The 24,646-nt window shown below is 66.8% G+C and carries 22 protein-coding genes; 5 read left to right on the forward strand and 17 right to left on the reverse strand.

What is annotated here, in order from left to right; all coding sequences use genetic code 11:
* Position 1: 1 nt before the first annotated feature.
* The 4 genes from SARO_RS14845 (at position 2) to SARO_RS14860 (ending at position 4,194) form a co-directional block, all read left to right on the forward strand.
* Positions 2 to 565, forward strand: coding sequence for an RNA polymerase sigma factor (locus SARO_RS14845; protein WP_011446567.1), 564 nt, complete (start codon positions 2 to 4; stop codon positions 563 to 565).
* Positions 566 to 591: 26 nt separating this feature from the next.
* A complete protein-coding gene (locus SARO_RS14850; RefSeq protein ID WP_011446568.1) occupies positions 592 to 2,376 on the forward strand; it encodes a copper resistance system multicopper oxidase in 1,785 nt (594 codons plus the stop codon).
* Complete coding sequence (locus SARO_RS14855; protein WP_011446569.1) at positions 2,373 to 3,416, forward strand: copper resistance protein B; 1,044 nt, start codon at positions 2,373 to 2,375, stop codon at positions 3,414 to 3,416. The genes SARO_RS14850 and SARO_RS14855 overlap by 4 nt, the downstream gene beginning before the upstream one ends.
* Positions 3,417 to 3,501: 85 nt before the next feature.
* Positions 3,502 to 4,194: a copper resistance protein B gene (locus tag SARO_RS14860; protein ID WP_198136624.1), complete on the forward strand. Its 693-nt coding sequence runs from the start codon at positions 3,502 to 3,504 to the stop codon at positions 4,192 to 4,194.
* A 51-nt stretch (positions 4,195 to 4,245) separates the two neighbouring features.
* Here the strand turns inward: SARO_RS14860 and SARO_RS14865 are convergent, their stop codons facing one another.
* The 6 genes from SARO_RS14865 to SARO_RS14890 form a co-directional block, all read right to left on the reverse strand.
* A complete protein-coding gene (locus SARO_RS14865; RefSeq protein WP_011446571.1) occupies positions 4,246 to 5,394 on the reverse strand; it encodes a M20 aminoacylase family protein in 1,149 nt (382 codons plus the stop codon).
* A 44-nt stretch (positions 5,395 to 5,438) separates the two neighbouring features.
* The gene (locus SARO_RS14870) at positions 5,439 to 5,936 is read right to left on the reverse strand and encodes an Lrp/AsnC family transcriptional regulator (RefSeq protein ID WP_011446572.1); all 498 of its coding nucleotides are present in this window, start codon (positions 5,934 to 5,936) and stop codon (positions 5,439 to 5,441) included.
* Positions 5,937 to 5,959: 23 nt separating this feature from the next.
* On the reverse strand, positions 5,960 to 7,360 hold the full coding sequence (locus SARO_RS14875) for an aspartate aminotransferase family protein (RefSeq protein ID WP_011446573.1): 1,401 nt from the start codon (positions 7,358 to 7,360) through the stop codon (positions 5,960 to 5,962).
* 143 nt (positions 7,361 to 7,503) lie between these two features.
* Positions 7,504 to 8,583 (reverse strand): tartrate dehydrogenase, encoded by a 1,080-nt coding sequence (locus SARO_RS14880; protein WP_011446574.1) that lies wholly within the window; start codon positions 8,581 to 8,583, stop codon positions 7,504 to 7,506.
* Positions 8,584 to 8,599: 16 nt separating this feature from the next.
* A complete protein-coding gene (locus tag SARO_RS14885) occupies positions 8,600 to 10,057 on the reverse strand; it encodes an NAD-dependent succinate-semialdehyde dehydrogenase (protein WP_011446575.1) in 1,458 nt (485 codons plus the stop codon).
* Entirely contained in the window at positions 10,057 to 10,914 is an 858-nt protein-coding gene (locus SARO_RS14890) for a GNAT family N-acetyltransferase (protein ID WP_011446576.1), read from the reverse strand. Before SARO_RS14890 ends, SARO_RS14885 begins: the two co-directional genes overlap by 1 nt.
* Before the next feature lie 200 nt (positions 10,915 to 11,114).
* Between SARO_RS14890 and SARO_RS14895 the strand changes: the two genes are divergently transcribed.
* The gene (locus SARO_RS14895; protein WP_011446577.1) at positions 11,115 to 12,587 is read left to right on the forward strand and encodes an aldehyde dehydrogenase family protein; all 1,473 of its coding nucleotides are present in this window, start codon (positions 11,115 to 11,117) and stop codon (positions 12,585 to 12,587) included.
* Positions 12,588 to 12,631: 44 nt separating this feature from the next.
* Here SARO_RS14895 and SARO_RS14900 read toward each other — a convergent pair whose 3' ends face one another.
* The 11 genes from SARO_RS14900 to SARO_RS14950 all read right to left on the reverse strand — a co-directional run bounded on the left by SARO_RS14900 (position 12,632) and on the right by SARO_RS14950 (position 24,597).
* Positions 12,632 to 13,768, reverse strand: a complete 1,137-nt coding sequence (locus SARO_RS14900; RefSeq protein ID WP_011446578.1) for an NAD(P)/FAD-dependent oxidoreductase — start codon at positions 13,766 to 13,768, stop codon at positions 12,632 to 12,634.
* Entirely contained in the window at positions 13,765 to 15,144 is a 1,380-nt protein-coding gene (locus SARO_RS14905; RefSeq protein ID WP_011446579.1) for an NAD(P)/FAD-dependent oxidoreductase, read from the reverse strand. Before SARO_RS14905 ends, SARO_RS14900 begins: the two co-directional genes overlap by 4 nt.
* Positions 15,141 to 15,449, reverse strand: coding sequence for a (2Fe-2S)-binding protein (locus tag SARO_RS14910; RefSeq protein WP_011446580.1), 309 nt, complete (start codon positions 15,447 to 15,449; stop codon positions 15,141 to 15,143). Before SARO_RS14910 ends, SARO_RS14905 begins: the two co-directional genes overlap by 4 nt.
* Positions 15,446 to 17,194, reverse strand: coding sequence for an ABC transporter ATP-binding protein (locus SARO_RS14915; RefSeq protein ID WP_011446581.1), 1,749 nt, complete (start codon positions 17,192 to 17,194; stop codon positions 15,446 to 15,448). Before SARO_RS14915 ends, SARO_RS14910 begins: the two co-directional genes overlap by 4 nt.
* On the reverse strand, positions 17,191 to 18,015 hold the full coding sequence (locus SARO_RS14920) for an ABC transporter permease (RefSeq protein WP_011446582.1): 825 nt from the start codon (positions 18,013 to 18,015) through the stop codon (positions 17,191 to 17,193). The genes SARO_RS14915 and SARO_RS14920 overlap by 4 nt, the downstream gene beginning before the upstream one ends.
* The gene (locus SARO_RS14925; RefSeq protein WP_011446583.1) at positions 18,012 to 19,001 is read right to left on the reverse strand and encodes an ABC transporter permease; all 990 of its coding nucleotides are present in this window, start codon (positions 18,999 to 19,001) and stop codon (positions 18,012 to 18,014) included. The genes SARO_RS14920 and SARO_RS14925 overlap by 4 nt, the downstream gene beginning before the upstream one ends.
* A complete protein-coding gene (locus SARO_RS14930) occupies positions 19,001 to 20,530 on the reverse strand; it encodes an ABC transporter substrate-binding protein (RefSeq protein ID WP_011446584.1) in 1,530 nt (509 codons plus the stop codon). The genes SARO_RS14925 and SARO_RS14930 overlap by 1 nt, the downstream gene beginning before the upstream one ends.
* Positions 20,530 to 21,813: an NAD(P)/FAD-dependent oxidoreductase gene (locus SARO_RS14935; RefSeq protein WP_011446585.1), complete on the reverse strand. Its 1,284-nt coding sequence runs from the start codon at positions 21,811 to 21,813 to the stop codon at positions 20,530 to 20,532. The genes SARO_RS14930 and SARO_RS14935 overlap by 1 nt, the downstream gene beginning before the upstream one ends.
* Positions 21,814 to 21,817: 4 nt before the next feature.
* Positions 21,818 to 22,492 carry a haloacid dehalogenase type II gene (locus SARO_RS21370; protein WP_011446586.1) on the reverse strand — a complete coding sequence of 225 codons (675 nt, stop codon included), beginning with the start codon at positions 22,490 to 22,492 and terminating at the stop codon, positions 21,818 to 21,820.
* Positions 22,493 to 22,657: 165 nt separating this feature from the next.
* The gene (locus tag SARO_RS14945; protein WP_011446587.1) at positions 22,658 to 23,587 is read right to left on the reverse strand and encodes a 2-hydroxyacid dehydrogenase; all 930 of its coding nucleotides are present in this window, start codon (positions 23,585 to 23,587) and stop codon (positions 22,658 to 22,660) included.
* Positions 23,584 to 24,597: a PepSY-associated TM helix domain-containing protein gene (locus SARO_RS14950; protein ID WP_011446588.1), complete on the reverse strand. Its 1,014-nt coding sequence runs from the start codon at positions 24,595 to 24,597 to the stop codon at positions 23,584 to 23,586. Before SARO_RS14950 ends, SARO_RS14945 begins: the two co-directional genes overlap by 4 nt.
* Positions 24,598 to 24,646 lie beyond the last annotated feature (49 nt).

Genomic DNA, 24,646 nt, shown 5'->3' on the forward strand with positions numbered 1-24,646 from the left:
CATGAACGACACCGGGACCGACGTTGGCGATCGCGAACTGGTCTCGCGCGCGCTCTCAGGACAGCAGAGCGCGTACACGCACCTGATGGACCGCCATCGCACCGTCGTCTTCCGCGTGGTGCGCCATCACACCGGCGACGAGAGCGAGGCGCTCGACCTCACGCAGGAGGCGTTCATCTCGGCGTTCGCTTCGCTGAACAGGTTCGACCCCGGCCGCCCCTTCCGCACCTGGCTGCTGCGGATCGCCATCAACAAGTGCCGCGATTGGGCGCGCCGCCGCGCGGTGCGGCGCCTGTTCCGCATGGCGCGCCCGCTGGAAGAGGCGTTCGACATCGCCGACCAGGGGCAGGACCCTGAATCCGAAGCGATTTCGCGGCGCGAGCTGGCCCGGATATCCGGCGCGATCGCTTCGCTGCCGGCCAATCTCAAGGACGCGCTGATCCTTTGCCGGATCGAAGGGCTGAGCATGGCCGAAGCCGCGCAGGTCCTGGGCCTTTCGGAAAAGGCCGTGGAAACGCGCATTTACCGGGCAAGGCAGAAATTGTCGGAAATTCTTGAGGGATAGTTCCCGCGCGTGCGTATTCGCAATCGATGGACAAGAACCTCCTGCTCGACCGCCGCCGCCTGCTTGTCGGCTCCGGCGCCCTGGCCCTCGCGCCGCTGTTTCCGGCCTGGGCGCAATCCGGGAATCTGGCCGGCCATGGCGGCCATTCCCGTGGCTCCGGCCCGATGGCCGGGCGCAACAGCGGGGGGACGCTCTCGGGCGACACCATCGCGCTGAACATCGGCGAGGCGCGCTATTCGGTGGGGCGGCGCTCTGCCTCGGCGGTTGCGGTAAACGGCACGATCCCCGCCCCCCTCATCCGCCTGCGCGAAGGCCAGACGGTTCGCATCGCGGTTACCAACCATCTGAAGGAACAGTCTTCCATCCACTGGCACGGGCTGCTCGTGCCCTTCCAGATGGACGGCGTGCCCGGCCTGTCGTTCCCGGGCATCGACCCGGGCGAGACCTTTACCTACCAGTTTCCGATCCTCCACTCCGGCACGTTCTGGTACCACTCCCACTCCGGAATGCAGGAAGCGGTCGGCCTTTACGGCCCGATCGTGATCGACCCCGCCCTGCCCGATGCCGCCGCACCGTTCGACCGCGAATACGTGCTGATGCTGGCCGACTGGAGCCCCGTCGATCCGCATGCCCAGCTCAGGAAGCTGAAGACCATGGGCGGCTACTACAACTGGCAGCGCCAGACCGTGGGCGGCCTGATTGCCGGCAAGGACCAGAGCCTGAAGGACCGGCTCGAATGGGCGAAGATGCGCATGGACGCGACCGACATCTCGGACGTGACCGGCGCCACCTACAGCTTCCTCGTCAACGGCCACGACACCGAAGCCAACTGGACCGCCCTGTTCCGTCCCGGCGAGCGGGTGAAGCTGCGGATCATCAATGCCTCGGCCATGACCAACTTCAACTTCCGCATCCCCGGCCTGCCGATGACGGTGGTTGCCGCCGACGGCTGCAACGTCGCGCCGGTCGAGACCGACGAGATCCAGATCGCCATCGCCGAAACCTATGACGTGATCGTCCAGCCCGGCGAGGCGGCACCGTTCGGCATCATTGCCGAAGCCATCGACCGGTCCGGCCTGGTCCGCGCGACGCTGGCCCCGCAGGCCGGCATGGTCGGCCCGGTGCCGAAGCTGCGCCAGCGCCCGATCCTGACCATGCGCGACATGGGCATGGACATGTCGGGCATGGACATGGGCGCGGGCGGCGAGATCGACCTGTCGAAGCCCGCAAACGAGAGCATGGACGGCCATTCGATGTCGATGCGCGACTTCTCTGCCGCGCCAGGCGTAAAGAAAGGCCCGGGCGTGGCGACGATATCGCCGATGCCGGCCGACCGGCTTGCCGACCGGGGAACGGGCCTCGAGAACGAAGACCACCGCGTCCTGACCTATGCCGACCTGCGCTCGCGCGATCCGAACCCCGATCCGCGCAAACCGACCCGGCAGATCGACGTGAACCTGACCGCGAACATGGAACGCTACATGTGGTCCATCGACGGCGAGACCATTTCCGACGGCGCCGCTCCGATCCCCTTCCGCAAGGGCGAACGCGTGCGGGTGAACCTTATCAACCACACGATGATGCCGCACCCGATCCATCTCCACGGCCACTTCTTCGAACTGGTGACCGGCGAGGCGGGCAACCGGCCGCGCAAGCACACCGTCAACGTGCTGCCCGGCGGCAAGGCCAGCTTCGACCTTACGGCCGATGCCGAGGGAGACTGGGCGTTTCACTGCCACATGCTGCTGCACATGCATTCGGGGATGATGCGCGTCGTCACCGTCCGCGCCGACAAGGGAGACGCGGCATGAGCCCGCTTCGCACAGTCCTTTTCGCCGGAGCGGCGTTGATCTCCATCCCCGTGGCGGCGCAGGAAGCGCAGGACCCGCACGCCGGGCACGACATGAGCCAGATGCAGGGCTCTGCCGAAAGCTCGATGGAGGGCATGGACCATTCCGGCCACGACATGCAGTCGATGGAAGGCATGGAGAGCATGGAAGGCATGGACCATTCCATGCACCAGCAGCCCGCGCAGGATGCGGCGACCACGGACCAATCCGCTCATTCCGCCCACGCCGGTCACGGCGCGGCCAGCAGCACCGATGGCGACGAGGTGGGCAATGCCCCCCCGCCGCCGGTACCGACCGATCACCCGGCCGACGCCTTCTGGGACCCGGCGCGCATGGCCAGCGCCCGCGCCGCTCTTTCGCAGGAGGGCCGCTTCTTCGGCAACGCCCTGATCGCGGACCGGATGGAATACCGCGCGGTCAAGGGCAAGGATGGTTATGCGTGGCAGGCCATGGGCTGGATCGGCGGCGACATCGACCGGCTCGCCATCGAGACCGAGGGCGAAGGCGCTTTCGGCGAGCCGCTGGAAACCGGCGAAGCGCGGGCCGCGTGGCGCCATGCTCTCGATCCCTGGTGGAACTTCGAACTCGGCGCGCGCCAGGACTTCGGGCACGGACCGGACCGAACTTATGCCGTCATCGGCATCGAAGGCCTTGCCCCCTACTGGTTCGAGGTGGGCGCGCACGCGTTCGTATCGACCAAGGGCGACGTGCACTTCCGCCTCGAGGCGGAGCACGACATGCGCCTGACGCAGCGCCTGATCCTCCAGCCGTCGGTGGAGATCGACGCGGCAGTGCAGGATGTGCCCGAACTGGGCATCGGGGCTGGGCTGGAAAAGATCGAACTGGGGGGGCGCCTGCGCTACGAGTTCGCCCGCGAATTCGCGCCCTATGTCGGCGTCCACTGGGAACGCAAGCTTGGCGAGACCGCGCGCCTGACCCGTGCCGACGGGGAATCTCCCTCGCAAGTCAGTGCGGTAGTCGGCATTCGGGCCTGGTTCTGACCGCAAAAACCGAAGGACGTTCCGCAATATCCGGCACGTTCGGATTAGCATCTTGCGGGACAGACGGTACCAAGGCGGCATGGATATGTTCCGTGCCGCCTTTCTCGCATCCGTCCTGGGCCTGTGCGCAGGTGCCGTGCCCGCCCAAGCCACTACGGTCGAGGGCGAGGTCGACCTGTTCGAATTGCATGTCGGCGACGGGGACGAGCATTTCACCTTCGACAGCGCGCTTTCGGTGGGATCGGACACCGACCGGTTCGAAGTGCGCGCATCGGGCGGTAGCGACGTCGGGCCGCTCATCGACAACGTCCAGCTCGAAGCGCTCTACGTGCACAACGTCAGCGACAAGTTCACGCTGCTGGCCGGTTACCGCCAGGACGTGCGCGAGGGCGAGGATCTTTCGCACGGGTCGCTGGCCGCCGTCCTTGCCCCGGTCGACTGGCTGGAACTTGAGCACTTCTTCTACCTGTCGGAACGCGGCGACCTGACCGGAAGCGGTCAGGTCCTTGGCAGCTTCCCCCTTTCGGAAAGCGTGACTTTCGAGCCGCGCCTCAACGTGAACTGGGCAGCGCAGGACATCGCGCAGGAGGACAGCGGCCACGGCGTGACCGACATCCAGGCCGCGGTGCGCGTGCGCAAGACGGTGGTGCAGCACGTCGAAGTCTATGCAGGTGCCATCCACGAACGACTGCTCGGCAAGACGCGGGCCATTGCCGTGGCCAATGGAGACCGCGGCAGTATCAATCGCGCCATCGTCGGGCTGGCCCTGCGCTTCTAGGCTCTAGCTTCTAGCTGCCAGCGGCCCGGATCGATCCGGGCCGTCCCCGTTTCAGCCCAGCCAGTGCCGGGCAAGCGCAACGTGGAGACGGATGCCCGTTTCCATGACGCCATCGTTGAAATCGTAGTGTGGATTGTGGAGCGGCGCGGCGTGGCCCTGCGTGCCCTGCCCCAGCCAGATGTAGGCGCCGGGGCGCTGCTGGAGCATGAAGGAAAAGTCTTCCGAGGTCGGCGCGGGTTCAGGCGCGAGTTCCGCCCGTGCCACCGTCGCGGCCACTTCCAGCGCATCGGCTGCCGCCTGCGGATCGTTGATCGTGGCGGGATAGTAACGGTCGTAGTCGAGCGCGCATTCGACCTCGAACGAAGCCTCGATGCCTTTCAGCATCGCGCGCATCCGTTCCTCGATGCGATCCTGGACCGCCGGGTCGAACGTGCGGACCGTGCCCCCCACCATGACTTCCGCCGGGATGACGTTGTGGGCGTGGCCACCGTGGATCTCGGTGATCGAGAGGACGGCCGCCGCATAGGGCGGCACGGCACGGCTGACGATGGTGTTGAGTTGCTGGACAAGGCTGGCGGCGGCAAGGATCGCATCGGGGCTGTCCTGCGGAATCGCGGCGTGGCCGCCCTTGCCGACAAGCGCGATGCGGAACTTGTCGGCCGCGCCCATGATCGCGCCGGGACGGGTGCTGATCGTGCCGGCGGGCAGGCCCGGCCAGTTGTGCAGCGCATAGACGCGGTCGCAGGGGAAGCGGTCGAACAGGCCTTCCTCGATCATCACGCGCGCCCCGCCCTGCCCCTCCTCGGCGGGCTGGAAGATGAAGTTGACCGTACCCGCGAAGTCGGGGTCGGCAGCCAGCACGCGGGCGGCGCCGAGCAGCATCGCGACGTGGCCGTCGTGGCCGCAGCCGTGGAAGGTGCCGGGGGTACGGCTTGCCCAGGGAAGATTGGTCTGCTCGTGGATCGGCAGGGCATCCATGTCGGCGCGCAGACCGAGGCTGCGAGTGCCCTCGCGCGTGCCCTTGAGCACGCCGACGAGCCCGGTGGTGCCGATGCCTTCGTGGACCTCGATCCCGCTGGCCCGCAGTTCTGCGGCGATGCGCGCGGCGGTGCGGTGTTCGCAGAAGCCGAGTTCGGGGTTCTGATGGATGTCGCGGCGCAGGGCCACGAGGTCCGGAAGGAGATCTGCGATTTCGCTCATGCTGTCCTTGGGTCCGTCAGCAAGGTTGCCTTGGCCTTGAGGCTTCAGCCGTGGGTCTGGCCGAAGAGGTTCTGGATCGGGAAGTGGTGCTTGATGAAGGGCGACTTGATCACGACGTAGCTGAAGTACTTTTCGATGCCGTAATCGCTTTCGAGCATGCCTTCGATGATCGACTGGTAGTGGGAAACCCCGCGCGCCACGAACTTGAGCAGGTAGTCGTAGCCGCCCGAGACGAGATGGCATTCGACGATCTCGTCGATCTTGACGATCCGGCTCTCGAAACGGCTGAAGTCGCCTCGGCGATGCTCGCTGAGGGTGACTTCGGTGAAGACGGTGAGGAATTCGCCGAGCTTGTTGAGGTTCACGTGGGCGCCGTAGCCGGTGATGTAGCCGGCCTTTTCCAGCCGCTTGACCCGCGTGAGGCAGGGGCTTGGCGAAAGGCCGACCGCATCGGCCAGTTCCACGTTGGTGATCCGCCCCTCCTGCTGGAGCTTGGCGAGGATCTTGAGGTCAATCCTGTCCAGCTTGGGTCCTGGCAGCATGGCGTGTGTCTCCCCCCTTTGGATCAGACGACGAGTGCGCGAATATCGGGCTGGTCGAGCAGCTGGTCGAGCGAGCGCTCGACGCGCTCGAAGATCATGTCCATCTCTTCCAGCGTGCAGCACAACGCCGGCGCGAAGCCGAGCACCGCATTGCCGAAGCAGCGGACGATCACGCCGTTGGCGTAAGTCAGCTTCGAGAGGCGTCCACCGATGTCAAGCGAAGCGTCGAAGATCGCCTTGGTCGCCTTGTCCGGCGTGAGTTCGATGGCGCCAAGCAGGCCGCGATAGCGCACGTCGCCGACCAGGGGATGCGCCCTGATCCGCTCCATGTGCCAGGCAAAGCGCTCGCCCGTCTTGCGGCCGTTCTCGAGCAGCCCGCCCTCGCGGTAAAGCCGCAGGACTTCAAGGCCGACGGCGGCGGCGACGGGGTGGCCCGAATAGGTCTGGCCGTGACCGATGGGAAGTGCGGCGGGCGCGGCATCGGCGATGGTCTGGTAGACATGGTCCGCCATGAACATCGCGCCCATCGGGATGTACCCGGCGGTCAGGCCCTTGGCCGTGGTCATGAAATCGGGCGACACGCCTTCTTCCTCGCAGGCGAAGAGCGGTCCGGTGCGGCCGAAGCCGGTGATGACCTCGTCCACCAGCATCAGGATGCCGAGGCGGGTGCAGGCCTCGCGCAGCGCCTTGAGCCAGCCGCGTGGGGGCACGATCACGCCGCCCGAACCCTGGATCGGCTCGCAGCAGAAGGCGGCGACGTTGTCGGCACCGAGTTCGGCGACCTTGGCCTCGAGCGCGGCGACGGTCGAGGCGATCACCGCCGCGTCGTCATCGCCCTGCGGGTGGCGATAGGGATAGGGCGAGGCGATGTGGTGCTGCCAGGGGCGCGGCAGGTCGAAGTTGCGGTGGAAGTTGCCGAGCGCGGTCAGCCCCGCGCCGAGGCTGCTCGAGCCGTGGTAGCCCCATTCAAGCGCGATGAAGTGCTTCTTCGAAGGCTTCCCGGCTGCATTCCAGTAGTGGACGATGTAGCGGATCGCGCTGTCGACCGCGTCGGAGCCACCCTGGGTGAAGAACACGTGGTCGAGACCCGAAGGCGCGGCGGCGGTGAGTTCGCCGGCCAGGCGGATGGCGGGCTCGCTGGCGAAATGGAAGTAGCCGGTGGCGTAGGGCAGCTTGCGCATCTGCGCGGCGGCGGCCTCGACGATGGATTCCTGGCCGTAGCCGACGTTGACGCACCAGAGCCCGGCGAAGGCATCGAGGATGCGGTTGCCCTCGGCGTCGGTGAGCCACATGCCATCGCCCGATTCGAGCACGATGGCGCCGTGCTGTTCATGGCCGCGGAACGAGGTGACCGAATGGATCAGGTGATCCCGGTCGATGTCCACGAGGGAGCGGTTGGTCAGCGTGGGAGACAGGGCGTTCATCGCGGCTCGTTCCATTCGGGTTACCAATGGGCCGAGCCTATGCCCTCGACAAGAGAGGGTTTGGCCGAATGCGGGGATGAACGCGCGCCCCCGGCGCTTTCGAACGGCGGAGCGCAGCATTTTCTGCCGCGCTCCGCAATGGCCTAGCCGAGCGCTTCGGCGATGGCCTTGCCGCAGGCATCGGTGCTTGCAGCGCCCTTGAGATCGCGAGTGCGGGCCGATGGCGTAGCGAGGACCTGCTCGACCGCGCGCATGATGGCAGCGGCGGCCTCTGCCTCGCCCAGGTGTTCCAGCATCATCGCCGCCGACCAGATCTGGCCGACGGGATTGGCGATGCCCTGGCCCGCGATGTCGGGGGCAGAACCGTGGACCGGCTCGAACAGCGAGGGGTGGATGCCTTCGGGATTGATGTTGCCCGAAGGTGCAACGCCGATCGTCCCGGTGCAGGCCGGGCCGAGGTCGGAGAGGATATCGCCGAACAGGTTGGAGCCGACGACCACGTCGAAGCGGTCGGGGTTCAGCACGAACTGCGCGGTCAGGATGTCGATGTGGTACTTGTCGTGGCTGACGTCGGGATACTCGGCGCCGATGGCTTCGACGCGCTGGTCCCAATAGGGCATGGTGATAGCGATGCCGTTGGACTTGGTCGCGCTGGTCAGGTGCTTGCGCTCGCGCTTCTGCGCGAGGTCGAAGGCATAACGCAGCACGCGGTCGACGCCGATGCGGGTCATCACCGTTTCCTGGATCACGACTTCGCGGTCGGTATTGGGAAACATGATGCCGCCGACCGAGGAATATTCGCCCTCGGTGTTTTCGCGCACCACCCAGAAGTCGATGTCGCCGGGCTCGCGCCCGGCCAGGGGGCACGGCACGCCGGGCATCAGGCGGACGGGGCGCAGGTTGACGTACTGGTCATACTCGCGGCGAAACTGGAGAAGCGAACCCCACAGCGACACGTGATCCGGCACGGTATCCGGCCAGCCGACCGCGCCGAAGAAGATCGCGTCGGGGCGGCCGATCTCTTCCTTCCAGTTGTCGGGCATCATCTTGCCGTGGCGCGCGTAGTAATCGCAGCACGCAAAGTCGTGCCACTTCTGTTCGATCTCGAAACCGAAGATCGATGCGGCCTTTTCCAGCACGCGCATGCCTTCGGGCATGACTTCCTTGCCGATGCCGTCCCCGGGGATGACCGCGATCGAATAGCTGCGGGTGTTGCTGCTCATGGTTCCCCCCAAGTGGTCAGATCTTAAGGCCGCCGATGTGGAAGGCCTTGGTTTCAAGGTATTCCTCGATGCCGGCAAGGCCACCCTCGCGGCCGAGGCCGGACTGCTTGATGCCGCCGAACGGGGCCATTTCCATCGCGATCGAGCCGGTATTGAGCGCGATCATGCCCGCCTCGAGCGCTTCGGCGACGCGGAAGGCGCGGTCGAGGCCCGAGGTGTAGAAATAGCTGGCGAGACCGTAGGGCGTGTCGTTGGCGAGAGCGATCGCCTCATCCTCGGTCTCGAACCGGAAGAGCGGGGCGACCGGGCCGAAGGTTTCCTCGCTGGCGAGGCGCATGTCCGAGCTGGCGTTGCCGATGACGAGCGGGCGCAGGAAGTTGCCGCCCTCCCGTCCCTTGCCCGAGAACAGCACCTTGCCACCTTTCGCCAGTGCATCCTCGACGTGGGCCGAGACCTTCTCGACCGCCGCTGCATTGATCAGCGGGCCCACGGTGGAAGCCGCTTCCATGCCCGGTGCTGAGTTGAGCGCCGAGACGGCCGCGCCGAGACGCGAGGCGAACTCCTCGTAGACGGGAGCATGGACGAGGATACGGTTCGCGCAGACGCAGGTCTGGCCGGCGTTGCGGAACTTGGAGGCCATCGCGGCCTTCACCGCGAGGTCGAGATCGGCATCGTCGAACACGATCAGCGGGGCATTGCCGCCCAGTTCGAGGCTGAGCCGCTTGATCGTGTCCGCGCTCTGCCGCATCAGCAGCGCACCGACGCGGGTGGAACCGGTGAAGGACAGCTTGCGCACGACCGGGCTGGCGGTGATGGCCGCGCCAATCGCCTGCGGCATGCCGGTGACCAGGTTGATCGTCCCCTTGGGAAAGCCCGCGCGCAAAGCCAGTTCGACCAGCGCAAGCGCGGTGAACGGGGTCATTTCCGAGGGCTTGATGACAACCGGGCAGCCGGCAGCGAGCGCCGGCGCGCACTTGCGCGTGATCATGGCCGCCGGGAAGTTCCACGGGGTAATCGCAGCGGACACACCGACCGGCTCGGTCATCACGATGATGCGGCGATCTCGCTCGGGCGAGGGAATGTTGCGTCCGCCGACGCGGCGCCCCTCTTCGGCAAACCACTTGATGAAGGTCGCGGCGTACCGGATTTCGCCTTGGGATTCGGCCAGGGGCTTGCCTTGCTCGGCCGTCATGATGCGGGCGAGATCGTCGAGGTTGGCAAGGACCAGCGCGTGCCACGCTTCAAGCAGGGCGGCGCGCTCGTTCGCCGTGCGGCGGCGCCAGCCGGCCCAGGATGCCTCGGCCGCGGCAATGGCGGCCTCGGTCTCCGCTACGCCGCAATCCGGGACCACGCCGACGACCTCGCCGCTTGCCGGATCGAGGACTTCGACCTTGGGCAGATCGCCGGAAATCCATGCGCCGTCGATCAGCGCGGCCTGCCGCAGGAGCGACGGATCGTTGAGTTGCAGTGCCATCAGCCGAGTGCCTGTCCGGCAAGGCCGAAGACCGACGCCGCCTCGCTCGGGATGGGCGCGGGCCCAAGCGCCATGCGCGTTACCCGACCGACTTCGGGAAGGCCCAGTTCCTCGAGCCAGGCACCCATGCCGCTATCCTCGGGAATGTCGATCCGGCAGAAGCTGCCCGTCTGCGTGCCGAGCCAGTGCGAGACCAGCGCCTTGGCGCCTGTAAGGTCGGGCGCGACGACAGGCGCGATTGCCCATCCCCGGCCGAAACGGCGCAGGAACGCAAAGCCGGTCTGCTCATGCTCGCGGCAGAGAACGACGACACTGCTGTCGGGAAGGAGCGCATCGAGCAAGGCCTTGCGGTCCATGCCGGTGGCGGCGGCATAGAGATCTTCGAGAGCCTCGGCATCGGCCCCGCCCATCGGACGCACCCGCTCTCCCGGGCGCAGCTCGGCCAGGGGCACGACGGGCGCCGGTCCCTGGTGCTGGCAGACGGTACCCAGTTCGACGAAGCCCATCTTGCGGTAGAGCGGCAATCCCTCGGCCGTGGCGTTGAGAATGACCGTGCGCCCTTCCAGGCGCTTGAGCATGGCATCCATGAGCTGGCGACCGACGCCGCGCCCCTGGACCGAGTTGGTGACAATGACCATGCCAAGCGTCGCGAAGCTGTCACCAAAGCGCCACCCCATGATCGTGCCGACGACCTTGCCCTGCATTTCGGCAACGATGCCTTCGCCGAGCGAGAGGAACCGCGCCCAGTCCTGCTCGCGATGCGGCCATTGCTGTTCGAACGAAAGTTCGGCGGCGGCGTGGATGTCCTCTGCGGTCATGTCCCGCAAAACGATCTGCGCCACATCCTGCACTGTCATCGCATGCTCCCGGTAAAGTCCTGTCGGCAGCGTCGCGACGCACCAACCACCATTCCGGTCTAGCGAGCCCGCATCGACAGGAGGTGCCGGTTTTCCAGATATTTTGGAAGATTATCGCGCATCTGCGCCGGGCTTCGTCGCTCCCATTGCGCGAAGCGCGGCATAGACTGCCGCCAATCACCAGCAAGACGGATACCACGATGACCGCGTTCGATCCCGACTCCATTCGCCCTGCGCTGGCCGCCAATTTCATCGGCGGCGAAGCAGTCGTCGGGCGCGGTCGCAGCTTCGAGGTCCTGCGGCCCTCTGACGGCCAGTTGCTTGGCGAATTGCGCGCGGCGGACGAGCAGCAGCTTTGCGCAGCGGTGGAGAATGCCGCGATGGCGCAGAAGGCCAGCGGGTGGGGCGCCATGGAACCGCGCGGGCGAATGAAGCTGCTGCGCCGCTGGGCGGACCTGATCGAGGCCGACGCCGAAACGCTGGTGCCGCTCGAGGCGGTCGGATCGAGCCGCACGCTTGCCGAAGTCCGCGCCTGGGACCTGCCCTATACCGCGGAATGCATCCGCTTCTTCGCCGAGTTCGCCGACAAGCACGGCGGCGAGATCGCCGCGACCACGCCGGACAAGCTGGGCTTCACGCTGACCGAGCCATATGGCGTGATCGGCGCCATCGCGCCGTGGAACCTGCCTTTGGTGATGGCGGCATGGAAACTGGGGCCGGCCCTGGCAGCAGGAAATGCCGTCGTCCTCAAGCCTTCCGAGCTGACCCCGTTCTCGGTCGTGCGCCTTGCCGAACTGGCGGTCGCCGCCGGCATTCCGGCCGGGGTATTCAACGTCGTGCAGGGCGGCGGGGGCGACATCGGCGACGCGCTGGTGCGGCACGAACGCATCGCGAAGGTAAGCTTCACCGGCTCGACCCGTACCGGGCAGGCGATCATGGCCGCCTGCGCCATGACCGGGCCCAAGCCCTCCACGCTGGAACTGGGCGGAAAGAGCCCGCAGATCGTCTTTGCCGACGCCGACCTTGCCAAGGCGAGCGCGCTGGTCGCCCGCGCGATCACGCTCAACTCCGGGCAGGTCTGCGTGGCGGGATCGCGCCTCCTGGTCCACGAGAAGGCGCGCGACGAAGTGGTCGAACGCCTGACCACCGCGTTCGAAGCCCATCGTCTGGGAACAACGTGGGACGCCGCCACGACGATGGGGCCCATCATTTCGGAAGGCCAGCTGGCGACGATCGACGGCATCGTCCAGCGCGCCCGCGCGGCCGGTGCCGAGGCGGTGACCGGCGGCGCGCGGGCCGTGTCGCCGCAGTCGGGCAGCTATTACCAGCCCACTTTGCTTGCCGGCATGAGCGACGACAACGAGGCCGTACAGGGCGAGATCTTCGGACCGGTGCTGACAGTGCAATCCTTCGCCGACGAAGACGAGGCCTTCGCGCTCGCCAATGGCACGCGCTATGGCCTTGCCGCCGGCGTCCACACAACGGACATCTCCCGCGCGCTGCGGGCGGTGCGCGCCCTTGAGGCGGGGACGGTCTGGGTCAACCGATATGGCCGCTCGGATGACTTCATCCTGCCGACCGGCGGCTTCAAGCAGTCCGGCGTGGGCAAGGATCTTGGCCGCGAAGCCTATCTCGGATCGTGCAAGGTGAAGACGGCGCTGATCCAGATCTGAACAAGCGCGCCCCGTTCATCCCTCTGGAGAACGGGGCCGCCGCATCAGGCGAAGCGCTTGATCGAGTAGGGATCGAGCGGAATGTCGGTGTGGCCGGTGGCAATGACTTCAGCCATCGTCTCGCCCACGCCCGGACCGATCTGGAAGCCCGAACCCGAGAAGCCGAACGCGTAGAACAGGCCCGGCACCGTGGCGCTGGGGCCCATCACCGGCTGGCCATCGTCGGTATAGCCCTCGATGCCGCTCCAGACCCGGATGACCTGAAGGTTCGCCAGCGCCGGCGCGAGGCGGCGCAAGTGCTGGAACTGGGTCATCGTATTCTGCGGCATGACGTAGGAGCGGTACTCATCCGGGTAGGATGGCGCACGGGTCGATCCGCCGAGGATCACGTTGCCGCGCGCGACCTGGCGGAAATAGACCGTCTCCACCTCATCAGGCGTCATCACGCCCACCGCGGGGAGGATCGAGTAGGGCACCGGCTCGGTCACGCTCATCGTGGGCGCGCGCGGCGTGAGCTTCACCGGCTCGTCGAACTGGCAGACGATCTTGCCCGCCCACGCCCCCGCGGTGACGAGCAGCGTCGGCGCGCGGAAGCGGCGACCGTCGGCAGCCTCGAGCACGAAGTCCTCGCCGATCTTGGCGGCGTGGACGATACGGGTGTCCTCGACCACGTGCGCGCCCAGCTTCATCGCGGCGCGGGCAAAGGCCGGAGCGGCAAGTCGGGGGTTGGCGTGCCCGTCGAGCGCAGAGTGGGAGCCGGCGATGACGTCAGGGCCTAGAAAGGGGAAGCGTTCGCGCAGCACGTTGCCCGAAAGGAGTTCGAGATCGAGCCCCTCCTCTCGCGCCTGGGCCGCGTATTCCTCCATCTTGCCGACGTTTTCCGGCCGCTCGCGGAAGCAGACGCGGATGTGGCCGTTCTGCAGATACTCGACATCGCTTCCCAGCAGTTCGTTGGCCTGCCGCCATATGCGGCTTGCGCGGTTGGCGAGCGGGAGCTGGAAGATGGGACGGCCCTGGCGACGGACGTTGCCGAAGTTGGTGCCGCTGGCCTGGCGGCCAACCTTGTCGGTTTCGAGCAGGACGACAGACAGCCCCCGCTGGCGCAGGAAGAAAGCGGCCGAGCAGCCCATCAACCCGCCGCCGATGATGGCGACGTCGGCAGTGATTTCGGGAGCGGTCATGTGTCGGTCCTCGCCGTGGCGACGGGAATGGGCTTGACCGGCGCCTGCCCGCGAAGGCGTCCGGCGCACTCGACCGGCTCGCCGCGCAGGGCCGAGACGATCTCGGCCGAGGCGTTGCCGCAGTAGCGGCCCTGGCAGCGCCCCATGCCCACGCGGCTGAAGGCCTTGGCGCGGTTCGTTTCAACCGCATGGCAGGTGGAGACGCTGGCGCGCAGGGTCGCGGCGGTCACGCCCTCGCAACGGCATACGACTGTGCCGTCAGCGGTATCGGCCACATACTGATGCGGCCAGGGGAAGGCCTGGGCAAGGCCGGCGGCGAAGCGGGCGTAGCGCGCCTTTTCACCAAGGAGATGGCGGCGCCGGTCCTGATCGACCGCATGGCCCATGTCGGCGAGCGCTGCGAGCGCGGCCAGTTCGCCGGTCACCTCGGCCGAACGCGCGCCGAGGATTCGGGCGCCGTCGCCGGCAAGGTACAGGCCGGGCACGCTCGCGCGGCCATCGGCATCCGTTTCCGGAAGCCATTGACGCGTGCGCGCGTCGAACGCGAAGCTGGCGCGCGCCAGGTCGGCTATCTGGGTCTCGGGCCGCAGGTGCCAGCCCATTGCCACCGCATCGCATTCGAAATGCCGCAGTGCGCCCCCGGCGGTGCGGATGGCGAGGCCCGAGACGCCGGTTTCGGGGTCGCCCTCGATCTCGACCGGGGTCACGCCCGCAAGGACGGTAACCCCCGCCCGCTTCAGGCCGAGCGTCAGCTTCATGCCCTGCCACAACAGGTCGGGCTGTTCCGCCAGCTTGGGCAGCGCCTTCGCCCGCGCGAGCAAGGGCGAGGTATCGAGCACGGCGACGACATTCGCTCCCGCCTTCACGTACTGCGAGGCGACGAGGTATAGCAGCGGGCCCGTGCCCATGAACACGACCGCCCCGCCGATCGCGCAGGCCTGGCTCTTGAGCGCCACCTGCGAACCGCCGAGTGAATAGCATCCCGCAAGCTGCCAGCCTGGCACTGGCGCGAGCCGGTCGGTCGCGCCGGAACAGACGACCAGGGCCTTGTAGGGGATCGCGGCGGTCTCGCCCTCGCGCGCAGCCCAGACCTGGCCTTCCGCCACGTTCCACACCAGCGTTTCGGGGCGATAGTCGATGCGGCCTTCAGCCTCGAGCGTCTCGAAAGACCGGTGGACTGCAAGCGCGCGCGCCGCTTCGGTGCCGTAGAGGGTCTCGTAGCTGCGCGTGAAGCCTTCGGGTTGGCGGCGATAGATCTGGCCGCCCGACCTGCGCCCCTCATCGATCACCACGGGGCGGATGCCAGCCCGGGCGAGCGCCTCGGCAGCGCGGACGCCAGCGGGACCGGCACCGATGACGATGACGTCCCCGCTCATGGCGCCACCGACCAATCGGCCGGGAGCGGCTGGGTGGTGATGCTCATCCCGGCGGCGACGGGGGTGGAGCAGGCGCGCAGGCGGTTTCCGGCCTTGTCGCGCACCCAGCAATCCTGACACGCGCCCATGAGGCAGAAACCGGCGCGGCGCTCGGGCCCGAACTCGGCGCTGCGCAGCGCGAGCCCGCTTGCCAGCATGGCGACCATCAGCGTGTCGCCCTCGAGGGCGGTTATCTCCTCGCCATCGACGGCGAGCCGCACCGAAGCGCGACCGGTTTCGTCGAGGCGGCGGAAGCGGCCGGTCATGCGGTCAATTCCCCCAGTCGTTCAAAGTCGTGATGGCAAAGCAGCGCAAGACCGTCTCCTGTCCGCGCGGGCGGGGCCTGGCGGTCGCACGCGCCGGAAATGGCGACGGGACATCGTCCCAGGAAGCGGCAGAGCCCGTCGAGGTCAGATGCTGCCAGCGCCGCGGGGCGGGCTCCGGCCTGCTCCAGCCAGCCGGCACGCATCTCGGGCACCGAATCCATGAGCAGCGTCGTGTAGGGATGGTGCGGGCCGCGCGCGAAAGCTGCGGCATCGGCCTGCTCCACGGCCGTGCCGCCATAAAGCACCAGCACCTTGTCGCAAAAGGCACGGACGGTCGAAATGTCGTGGCTGATGAACACGGTGGCGATGCCGAGATCCCGGCGCAGTTCGTCGATCAGTTCGAGGATCGCCGCGCCCACGACGGTATCCAGCGCGGACGTGACCTCGTCGCACAACAGCACGTCGGGCCGCGCGGCGAGAGCCCGGGCAAGATTGACGCGCTGCTTCTGGCCGCCGGAGAGCTGGCGGACATTGCGGTCGGCGAAAGCGGCGGGCAGGCGAATCAGATCGAGCAGACGCGCAACTTCCGCCCTGCCTTCGGCGCCAGTGAGACCATGATAGAACGCCAGCGGCCGCGCCAGCGTCTGGCCGACGGTATGGACCGGGTTCAGCGCCGTGTCGGCATTCTGGAAGACAAGCTGCACGCGCCGGAACTGCTCGCGGCTGCGGCCGTCGAGACCGCGCGGCAGCTCTTCGCCATCGACGCTGACCGAACCGGCACTGCGCGGCAGGAGACCGGCGATCACGCGGGCAAGGGTCGACTTTCCCGACCCGCTTTCGCCGATCACGCCAAGCGTCGCGCCTTTCGCCAGGTTGAGCGAGATGTCGCGCAGCACAGGCACCTTGCCATAGGCGGCGTGGACGCCTTCGACGCGCAGCAACGGCACATCGGCAACCCTCGCGGGGGCGGTGCGAGCGTGGGGACGCGCGGCCGCCATCAGCGTGCGGGTATAGTCGTCCTGCGGGGCGTGGAGGATCTGCTCCGCCGCGCCCTGTTCGCGCGTCTGCCCCTGGTTCAGCACGAGAATCCGGTCGGCCATCTGCGCGACGACGGCAAGGTCGTGACTGACGTAGATCGCGGTTGCCCCGACCGCGCCGATTGCGGCCTTGAATGCCCTCAGGACTTCGACCTGCGTGGTCACGTCAAGGGCTGTGGTGGGTTCGTCGAGGATGACGAGTTCCGGGCCGGTGATCAGCGCCATAGCCGCCATCAGCCGCTGGAGCTGGCCGCCCGAAAGCTGGTGCGGATAGCGAGCACCGATGGTTTCGGCATGCGGCAGCGCAAGCGCCTTGAACAAGGCCACGGCCTTGGCCTCAGCTTCCGCCCTCGTCGCAAGGCCGTGCACGAGCAAGGGCTCGGTCACTTGTGTCATGATCGTGAGCGAGGGGTTGAACGCGGACGCGGCGCTTTGCGCGACGTAAGCGACGCGCCGCCCACGCAAGGCCTGGAGACCCGCTTCATCGAGTTGGTCGATGCGGGTATCGCCAAGGCGGATCTCGCCCTCGATCTTCGCACCAAAACGGGCATGACCCATCAGCGAAAGGGCGATCGTAGTCTTGCCGGAGCCGGATTCGCCAATCAGCGCAAGAACTTCGCCCCGCGGGATCTCGAACGAGACGCCGTCGACGATGGCCTTGTCGCCAACGCCGATGCGCAGATTGCGGACTTCGACATGCGCGCTCATCCCTTCTTCTCCACGGGCTTGAGCGCATCGATCAGCAGGTTGGCGCCGACGGTCAGCGTGGCGATGGCGATGGCCGGGACAATGATGGCCGGCGCCCCGTCGATCAGCCCGGACATGTTTTCGCGCACCAACGAGCCGAGATCCGCATGAGGTGGCTGCACGCCAAGGCCGAGGAACGACAGGCCGGACAGGAGCAGCACGATGAACACGAAGCGCAGGCCGAAATCGGCGAGCAGCGGATGGATCATGTTCGGCAAGACTTCACGCAGGGCAAGGTGCAGCCGCCCCTCGCCCCGCGCCCGGGCCACGGTCACGAAATCGAACGAGACCACGTTGACCGCCAGCGCACGCGCGATGCGGAAATTTCCGGGGACGTAGGTGACCGCCGTGATGGTCAGCAGCAGGAATAGGGAGGAGCCGAATGCCGCCACCATGACCAACGCGAAGATCTTGGACGGAATCGAGATCAGCGTGTCCATCGCCCGCGACAGCACCTCGTCCACCCATCCACCGCACACGGCGGCTGTGAGCGCCAGCGTGGTCCCGACGAGACACGCCAGCAGGGCGGCCCCTGCCCCCAGGAACACGGTATAGCGCGCACCCCAGAGCAGGCGGCTCAACACGTCGCGACCGAGGTAATCGCTGCCCAGCGGGAAGCGAGCCGAGGAACCGGAGAATACGTCGTAGTCCACGAATGCCCCAACCGGATGCGGGGCCAATGCCGGTCCCACCAGCGCCACCGCCAGCCAGAACAGCACCAGGCCCAGGCCGATACGGCCGGAAAGCGGCAGGTCCCGGAAGAAGGATGTAAACCGGCTCATTGCGCACGCAGCCTTGGATTGGCGAGGATCGCCACGACGTCGGCCAGCAGCACCAGCGCAAGATAGATCGCACAGAAAATCATTGCGCAGGCCTGGAGCAGCGGCATGTCGCGGCTGGTAACGGCATTGACCATGAGACTGGCAAGGCCGGGGAAATTGAAGATCGTCTCGACGATTATCGCCCCGCCCAGCAGGTAGGATAGCGAAAGGGCAACGGCGTTGACGATGGGGCCAACGGCATTTGGCAGGACGTGAAACAGCACGAGGCGGCGGAACGGCACGCCCTTCAAGCGCGCCATCTCGACGTAGGGACGGTCAAGCTGGTCGGCGACCGCCGCGCGCGTCATCCGCGCCATCTGTGCAATCACCACGACCGAGAGCGACAGCACCGGCAAGGCGCAGGAACGCACCGTGTCCCACAGGCTGGCTTCCTCGCTTACCAGTGCGATCGAGGGCAGCCACAGCAGCTTGACCGAAAACACCAGCACACCGAGGGTCGCAACGAGAAATTCCGGCACCGCGACGGCGGACAGCGTCATCACGTTGAGTACGCGATCCAGCCGTCCGCCACGATTGATCGCCGAAGCAACGCCGATCGCCAGCGCCAACGGCACCGATACGAGGGCGGTGAAGCCCGCCAGCATCAGCGAATTGGGCAGGCGTTCCGAAATCACCTCGCGCACGGGCATGTTCGCGACGAGCGACTGGCCTGGATCGCCTTGCAGGATGCCCCCGAGCCAGTCCACGTATCTGGTCAGCGCGGGGCGATCGAGGCCCATTTCGTGGCGCAGCGCGGCAACCTGTTCGGGCGTGGCGCTTTGGCCCAGCGTCTCCTGCGCGGCATCGCCCGGCAAGAGCCCCGAAATGGCGAAGACCACGGCCGAGACCAGCAGCAGCGTAAGCAACGCAGAACCGATGCGCTTGCCGATCAGCGGCAGCACGCCGACGAGAGCGGATTTCGGCGCGGATGTAGCCGAACCAGCCATCACGCGTCCCACCAGGCGTATTCGGCAAAGCGATAGCCCATCAGGCCGCCGAGGGGGATTGCAGACATCCCTTTCAGTCGCCGGTCGTGGCCGTCGAGCATGTTGATGAATACCGGAATCGCCACGCCGCAATGGTCATGCACCAGTTGCTGCATCTCGCCATAAAGCTCCTTGCGACGTGCTTCATCGGCCTCGGCACGGGCCAGCGTCAGCAGTTCGTCGAAGCGCGGGTTCTTCCACCCGCTCTCGTTCCACTCCGCGTCCGAACGGAAGAACTGACTGAACACGAGGTCCGCCGTGGGGCGCGGGTTGGTGTTCCCGAAGCTCATGGGGTGCTTCATCCAGTGCGTCGACCAGTAGCCGTCGGCCGGCATCCGGTTCACCGCAAATTCGAGACCTGCCTGCGCGCCATATTCCTGCAACACCGACGCCATGTCGACCGAGCCAGCGGCGGCAGGCGAACAGTAGATCGGCAGCCGCACGCCCTTCAGCCCCGAACGCGCGATGTGCCACTTCGCCCGGTCCAGATCGAGCACCGTCTGCGGCACCGCCGGATTGAAATAGGGGTGGAAGGGAGGAATCGGCTGGTCGTTTCCGATGGTCGCATAACCCCGAAACAGCGCGCGCTTGATCAGCGGCCGGTCAATCAGATGCTTGACCGCCGCCACGAAGTCCGGATTGCCGGTTGGCAACTGGGTCTGCCGCATGACCAGATCAGTATAGAGCGGAGAAGGCGTGGTCAGAATGCCGTGCTGCGACGACTGCTCGATCCGCCGCGTCGATAGCGGCTGAACCGCGATGACAAGTTGCACGTCGCCAGCAAGCAGCGCATTCACCCGGCTTATCTCGTCGGGAATCGCAATGATCTCGATGCGGTCGAGATAGGGCTCGCCGTTGCGCCAATATTCGGGATTGCGCGTGACCACGGTGCGCACGCCGGGTCGGAAGTCGGCAAGCAGAAACGGACCACAACCGTTGCCACTGGGCTTGTCCTCTCCAGCAGGCACGATCAGGAAATGCGACTGCGAGAGGATCGCGGGAAGGTCGGCGTTGGCCCCGGACAGCTTGATGACGACGCCATGCCGGCCATCGGCGCGCACTTCGGCGAACTGCTTGGCGATCGAAGCGACCTTCGAGCCCAGCTTGGGATCGAGATGGCGCTGCAACGAATGCACGACATCGGCACTGGTCAGTTCACGACCATCGGCAAAGCGGACGCCGCGCTTGAGGGCTATGTGCCAGGTTATCCGGTCAGCCGTCTCTAGTGCCTCGGCAAGGAAAGGGCGCGGGCGCAGGTCCGCCTCCATCCGCGTGAGACCGCTATAGAGACAGAAGTGGCGCACGTAGTCCGTGGCCATCGCGCCCTTGGCGGGGTCGAGCGTATCGGCAGTGGACGAGGACTGCATCGCCACGCGGATCGAACCACCCTGTCGGGGGCCGGCGCGCACGGGCCCGGCAAAAGCGGGAAGCACCAGCGTGCCAGCAGCGGCGATGCCGGAACCGATGAGTGTACGGCGGCTAAGATCCATCAGTGGAGCCAGTCCTGAAGGCGGTACCAGGCGCCTACCATCGGCAGGAACCAGGGCTTTCCGAGATGTCCCGGTATCGCGGGCCAGGTCAGATCTGCGAAGGGATTGGCAGAAGCGTCGCCGCCCATGACCCGGGCCATGTGCTCGCCCATTGCGGTCGCCATTTGCACGCCATGGCCGCTGTAGCCCATGGCATAGAACAGCCCGTCATGCTCTCCCGCGCGCGGCAGGCGATCGGCGGTGAGGTCGATCGCGCCGCCCCAGCAGGCCGCGATACCGACCCCGGCGAGTTCGGGAAACAGTTCGCGCAGCTTGGCCTCGAGAATGCGGCCGGACTTGGCATCGGATGCCGGGTTGGACAGCGCAAAGCGGGCGCGACCGCCGAAAATGAGGCGGTTGTCGGCGGTCAGGCGGAAGTAGTTGCCGATAATCCGGCTGGTCACGTAGTTGCGGCGGGTCGGGAAGAGATGGGCGGCAAGGTCGGCGGGCAGCGGATCGGTCGCGATCACGAAGCTGCCCACGGTCACGATGCGGCGTCGGAACCATCCGAAGGGCGGATAGGGACTGTTGCCACCCGTCGCCACCAGCACCTGCCGTGCCTTTACCCGTCCGCGCGGAGTGGACAGCTTCCACTCCGTGCCCGCACGTTCCATCGCCTCGACCGGCGCATTTTCCCAGATCCGGGCGCCGGCGCGGACGGCGGCTTCGCCAAGGCCCACGCCAAGCTTGCCGGGATGGAGCTGCGCGCTCGTCGTCTGCACCAGCGCACCGTGGAAGCCGCGGGCGTTGATCTCCGAAGACAGCTCGCCCGGGCCGACAAGAAGGACGTTTGGATCGACTTCCTTCAGCAGCACCGCGTGCGCGGCTTCGAGCTTGGCGAAATGTTCCGGCTTTGCCGCAAGCTTGGCCCGGCCGCAGCGGGTGTAATCGCAAGCGATGCCTTCACGCGCGGCGATGCGCCCCACCGTCTCGACCGCGTCGACATGGGCCAGATACCATTTGCGGGCAAGGTCCACGCCGTGCGCGGAGGCCAGGGCGCCGAAGTCATGCGCTGTGCCCGCGTTGCATTGGCCCCCGTTGCGACCCGAAGCGGCTCCGGCAATTCGGCCTGCCTCGAGGAGGACCACGCTCGCCCCGCCGCGCGCCAGTTCCAGCGCGGCGGACAGGCCGGTGAAGCCGCCCCCGATGATCGCGACGTCGCAGTCCCCCTCGACCCGCGCCTTCTCACCCGAGGCGAAGGGCGGCGTGCTGGCCTGCCAGTAGGAGAGGGACTGCGGCGTCATCGGATCAGAGACCGACCACCGCCGGCAGCGCGCCGATGTGCGGGATCTCGACGTCGCGGTAATTGGCGTTCGAGGGTTCGTGGCCACGGCCGACGAAGACGCGGCAGCCGAAGCCGAGGTCGGTCGCGGTGTTCTGGTCGTAGCGGAAGCTCGACGAGACGTGCATGCCGACCTCGGGACCCATGCCCAGCTGGTCGAACATGTATTCGAAGGCCTGCATGCGCGGCTTGTATGCCTGCGCGCTCTCGGCGGTGTAGACGCGGTGGAACGTCGCGCCGAGCATGCCGACATTCGACATGATCTGCGAATTCATCGCGTTGGAGAGGATGACGAGCGGGATCTTGTCGCAGATCTTCGACAGGCCGCCCGGAACGTCTTCGTGCGGGCCCCAGGTCGGCACAGCTTCATAGACCGCGCTGGCCTCTTCCTCGCGGAACTCCACGCCCCACTTCTTCGAGGTGCGTTCAAGCGAATTGGCGATCACTTCGCGGTAGGGCTTCCAGGCGCCCAGCACTTCGTCGAGGCGATAGGCGGACCAGTCCTTGCAGAACCGAGGCAGCGCCTCGGCGGGAAGACGGTCGGCGTAGAATTGCGTCGCCATCTCGGTCATGCGGAAGCGGGTCAGCGTGCCGTAGCAGTCGAAGCTGATGAACTTGGGTGTGAAGACGGCGGTGCTCATGGGTTGCCATTGATCCCTGTCTGTCGCCCCCGGTCAACGCCGGATGGCTGCGGTTCCTGTCATTGATAGCACCACCGCCGGGCCGGAACTTGCATCCGTTCGCAGTTGCCCGATCCGGCTCCCGGCACTTTTTGCAGACATTTCACGGCACGACGTGCCGCGCATTCAGTAACCCCTCGCTCGGTCCACTTCGCCGACCGGCACCTGGCCCGCCAGGATGCGCGCGACATTGTCGGCAAGCACCTCGCCCGCGGTTTCCGGCCGCGTTTCGGCAGCGACATGGGGCGTAAGGAAAATCGCCGGATGACTATAGAATGCGTGGCCTTGCGGCAGCGGCTCCGGATCGGTCACGTCGAGCATCGCGGCGCGCAATTGCCCGGATTCCAGGGCGGCGAGGAGATCCTCCGCAACGAGGTGCGCACCGCGGCCCGCATTCACCAGCGCGGCACCACGAGGCATCTTTTCGAATGTCTGGCGGCAGAGAATGCCGCGCGTTGCCGACGTCAGCGGCAGGAGACAGACCAGGATATCGGCCTGGGCGAGGAATGCGTCGAGCGCTTCGGCCCCGGCAAAGCACTCAACGCCGTCGATAGCATGGGCGCTGCGGCTCCAGCCGGAGAGTCGGAAGCCGAGTGGCCGCAGCAACCGGAGCGAGGCCTGGCCGAGTTCACCCAGCCCCATCACCCCCACGCGCCGCTCTGTGGCGAGACGGGGAGCGGCGTAGCTCCAGCGATCGGCGCGCTGCTCGGCAACGAAGTGCGGCAGGTCGCGATGCAGCGCAAGGCAGGCGGTCGCGACATACTCTGCCATGGCCACCGAAATGCCCGGCTCGATCATGCGAACGACGCGAACCTTTGGAGGCAGATCCGCAAGCGGCAACTGGTCGACGCCTGCCCCGACGCAGAACAGGACTTCGAGGTTCGGGAACTGCGCGACGAATTCGGGCGCCGGATTCCACGCCGCAAGGAAACGCACGGCTGGCGCGTCGATGGCATCCTCGCTCCAGCGGCGGAACGGGACGTCCGGCAGCCTGCGGGCAAAGATATCGGCCCAGATCGCGCCGCGCGCTTCGGGGCCGTGATAGAGCATGGTCATTTGCGCAGCCTTCTTGCCTGCCACCACATGACGGGGCCGGTGATGGAAAGAACCGCCAGCACGAGCGCCTCGACAAGGACGAACCAGCGCCCCAGCGGACCGAAGCCTTCGCCCGTGTGAAGCGGCAGCACGGTCATCCACAGCGCAGCGCTTTCATTTGCAGGCACCGCCTTCAGCACTTTCGGCTGAGAAACCGCGACGGTCACGACATGAACGGCGCGGGGATTGCGCTCCGGAGCGTTCAGATTGACGTCGATGCGGTCGGCCAACGGGAAGCGGATGTCGCGCAACTCGCTGCGGGGAAACGCGGAGCGTGCAAGGCCCACGGCAGCATCGATCTGCGCCGGCGGCCGGGGCGGCGGCACCTGCCGCGAAGGCACGACAGCCCCTGCGAAGACGTCGGGCGCCGAAAGGAGAATGCCGGTCGCCGCGCTCATCAGAATGACGGCCGAGGCAACCACGCCAAAGCTGCGATGCCATTGCCGCAGACGGACCCGCGCGGGCATGCGCGCGTTCACGGAAAGAGACTTCCTCCAGCGTCCGCCTGCCGGCCACCAGAAGGCGAGACCGCTCGATGCGAGGACGACCAGAGCCAGTCCGTTCAAGGCGACGATGGCAAGGCCCGTGGCTCCATCCATCAGGCGGTAATGCCATTGCAGCGCGGCTTCGACCGGAAACGCCAGCAAGCCTCCTTCGCGCATCACCCGGCCTGAGTTGGGATCGAGCACGGCGTAGCGGGTCGCGCCGTCCCCCTCGGCAAGCTGCGCAAAGGCCGGTCCATCCTGGCGGGCGGGAAGGAAAAGACGGGTCACGCGCCCGCCCGAGGCTTGTGCCGAAGCGACAAGCGTGGAGACCGGAACCCGGGAAACGCCAGCAGGAGCCGGATCTATCAGAGCGACGAGGTCGTCGTGGAAAACGAGCACCGCGCCGGTCAGCGCCTGAAGCAGCAGCAAAGGCGCGAAGATCAGGGCAAGACGACGGTGCCAGGCGAGAAAACCGTTGCGGCGCATGGTCCCTGCCCAAGGAAACTGGGGCTACCGACGAGCGGTAGCCCCATGA

Source organism: Novosphingobium aromaticivorans DSM 12444 (assembly GCF_000013325.1).
GTDB classification, from domain to species: domain Bacteria; phylum Pseudomonadota; class Alphaproteobacteria; order Sphingomonadales; family Sphingomonadaceae; genus Novosphingobium; species Novosphingobium aromaticivorans.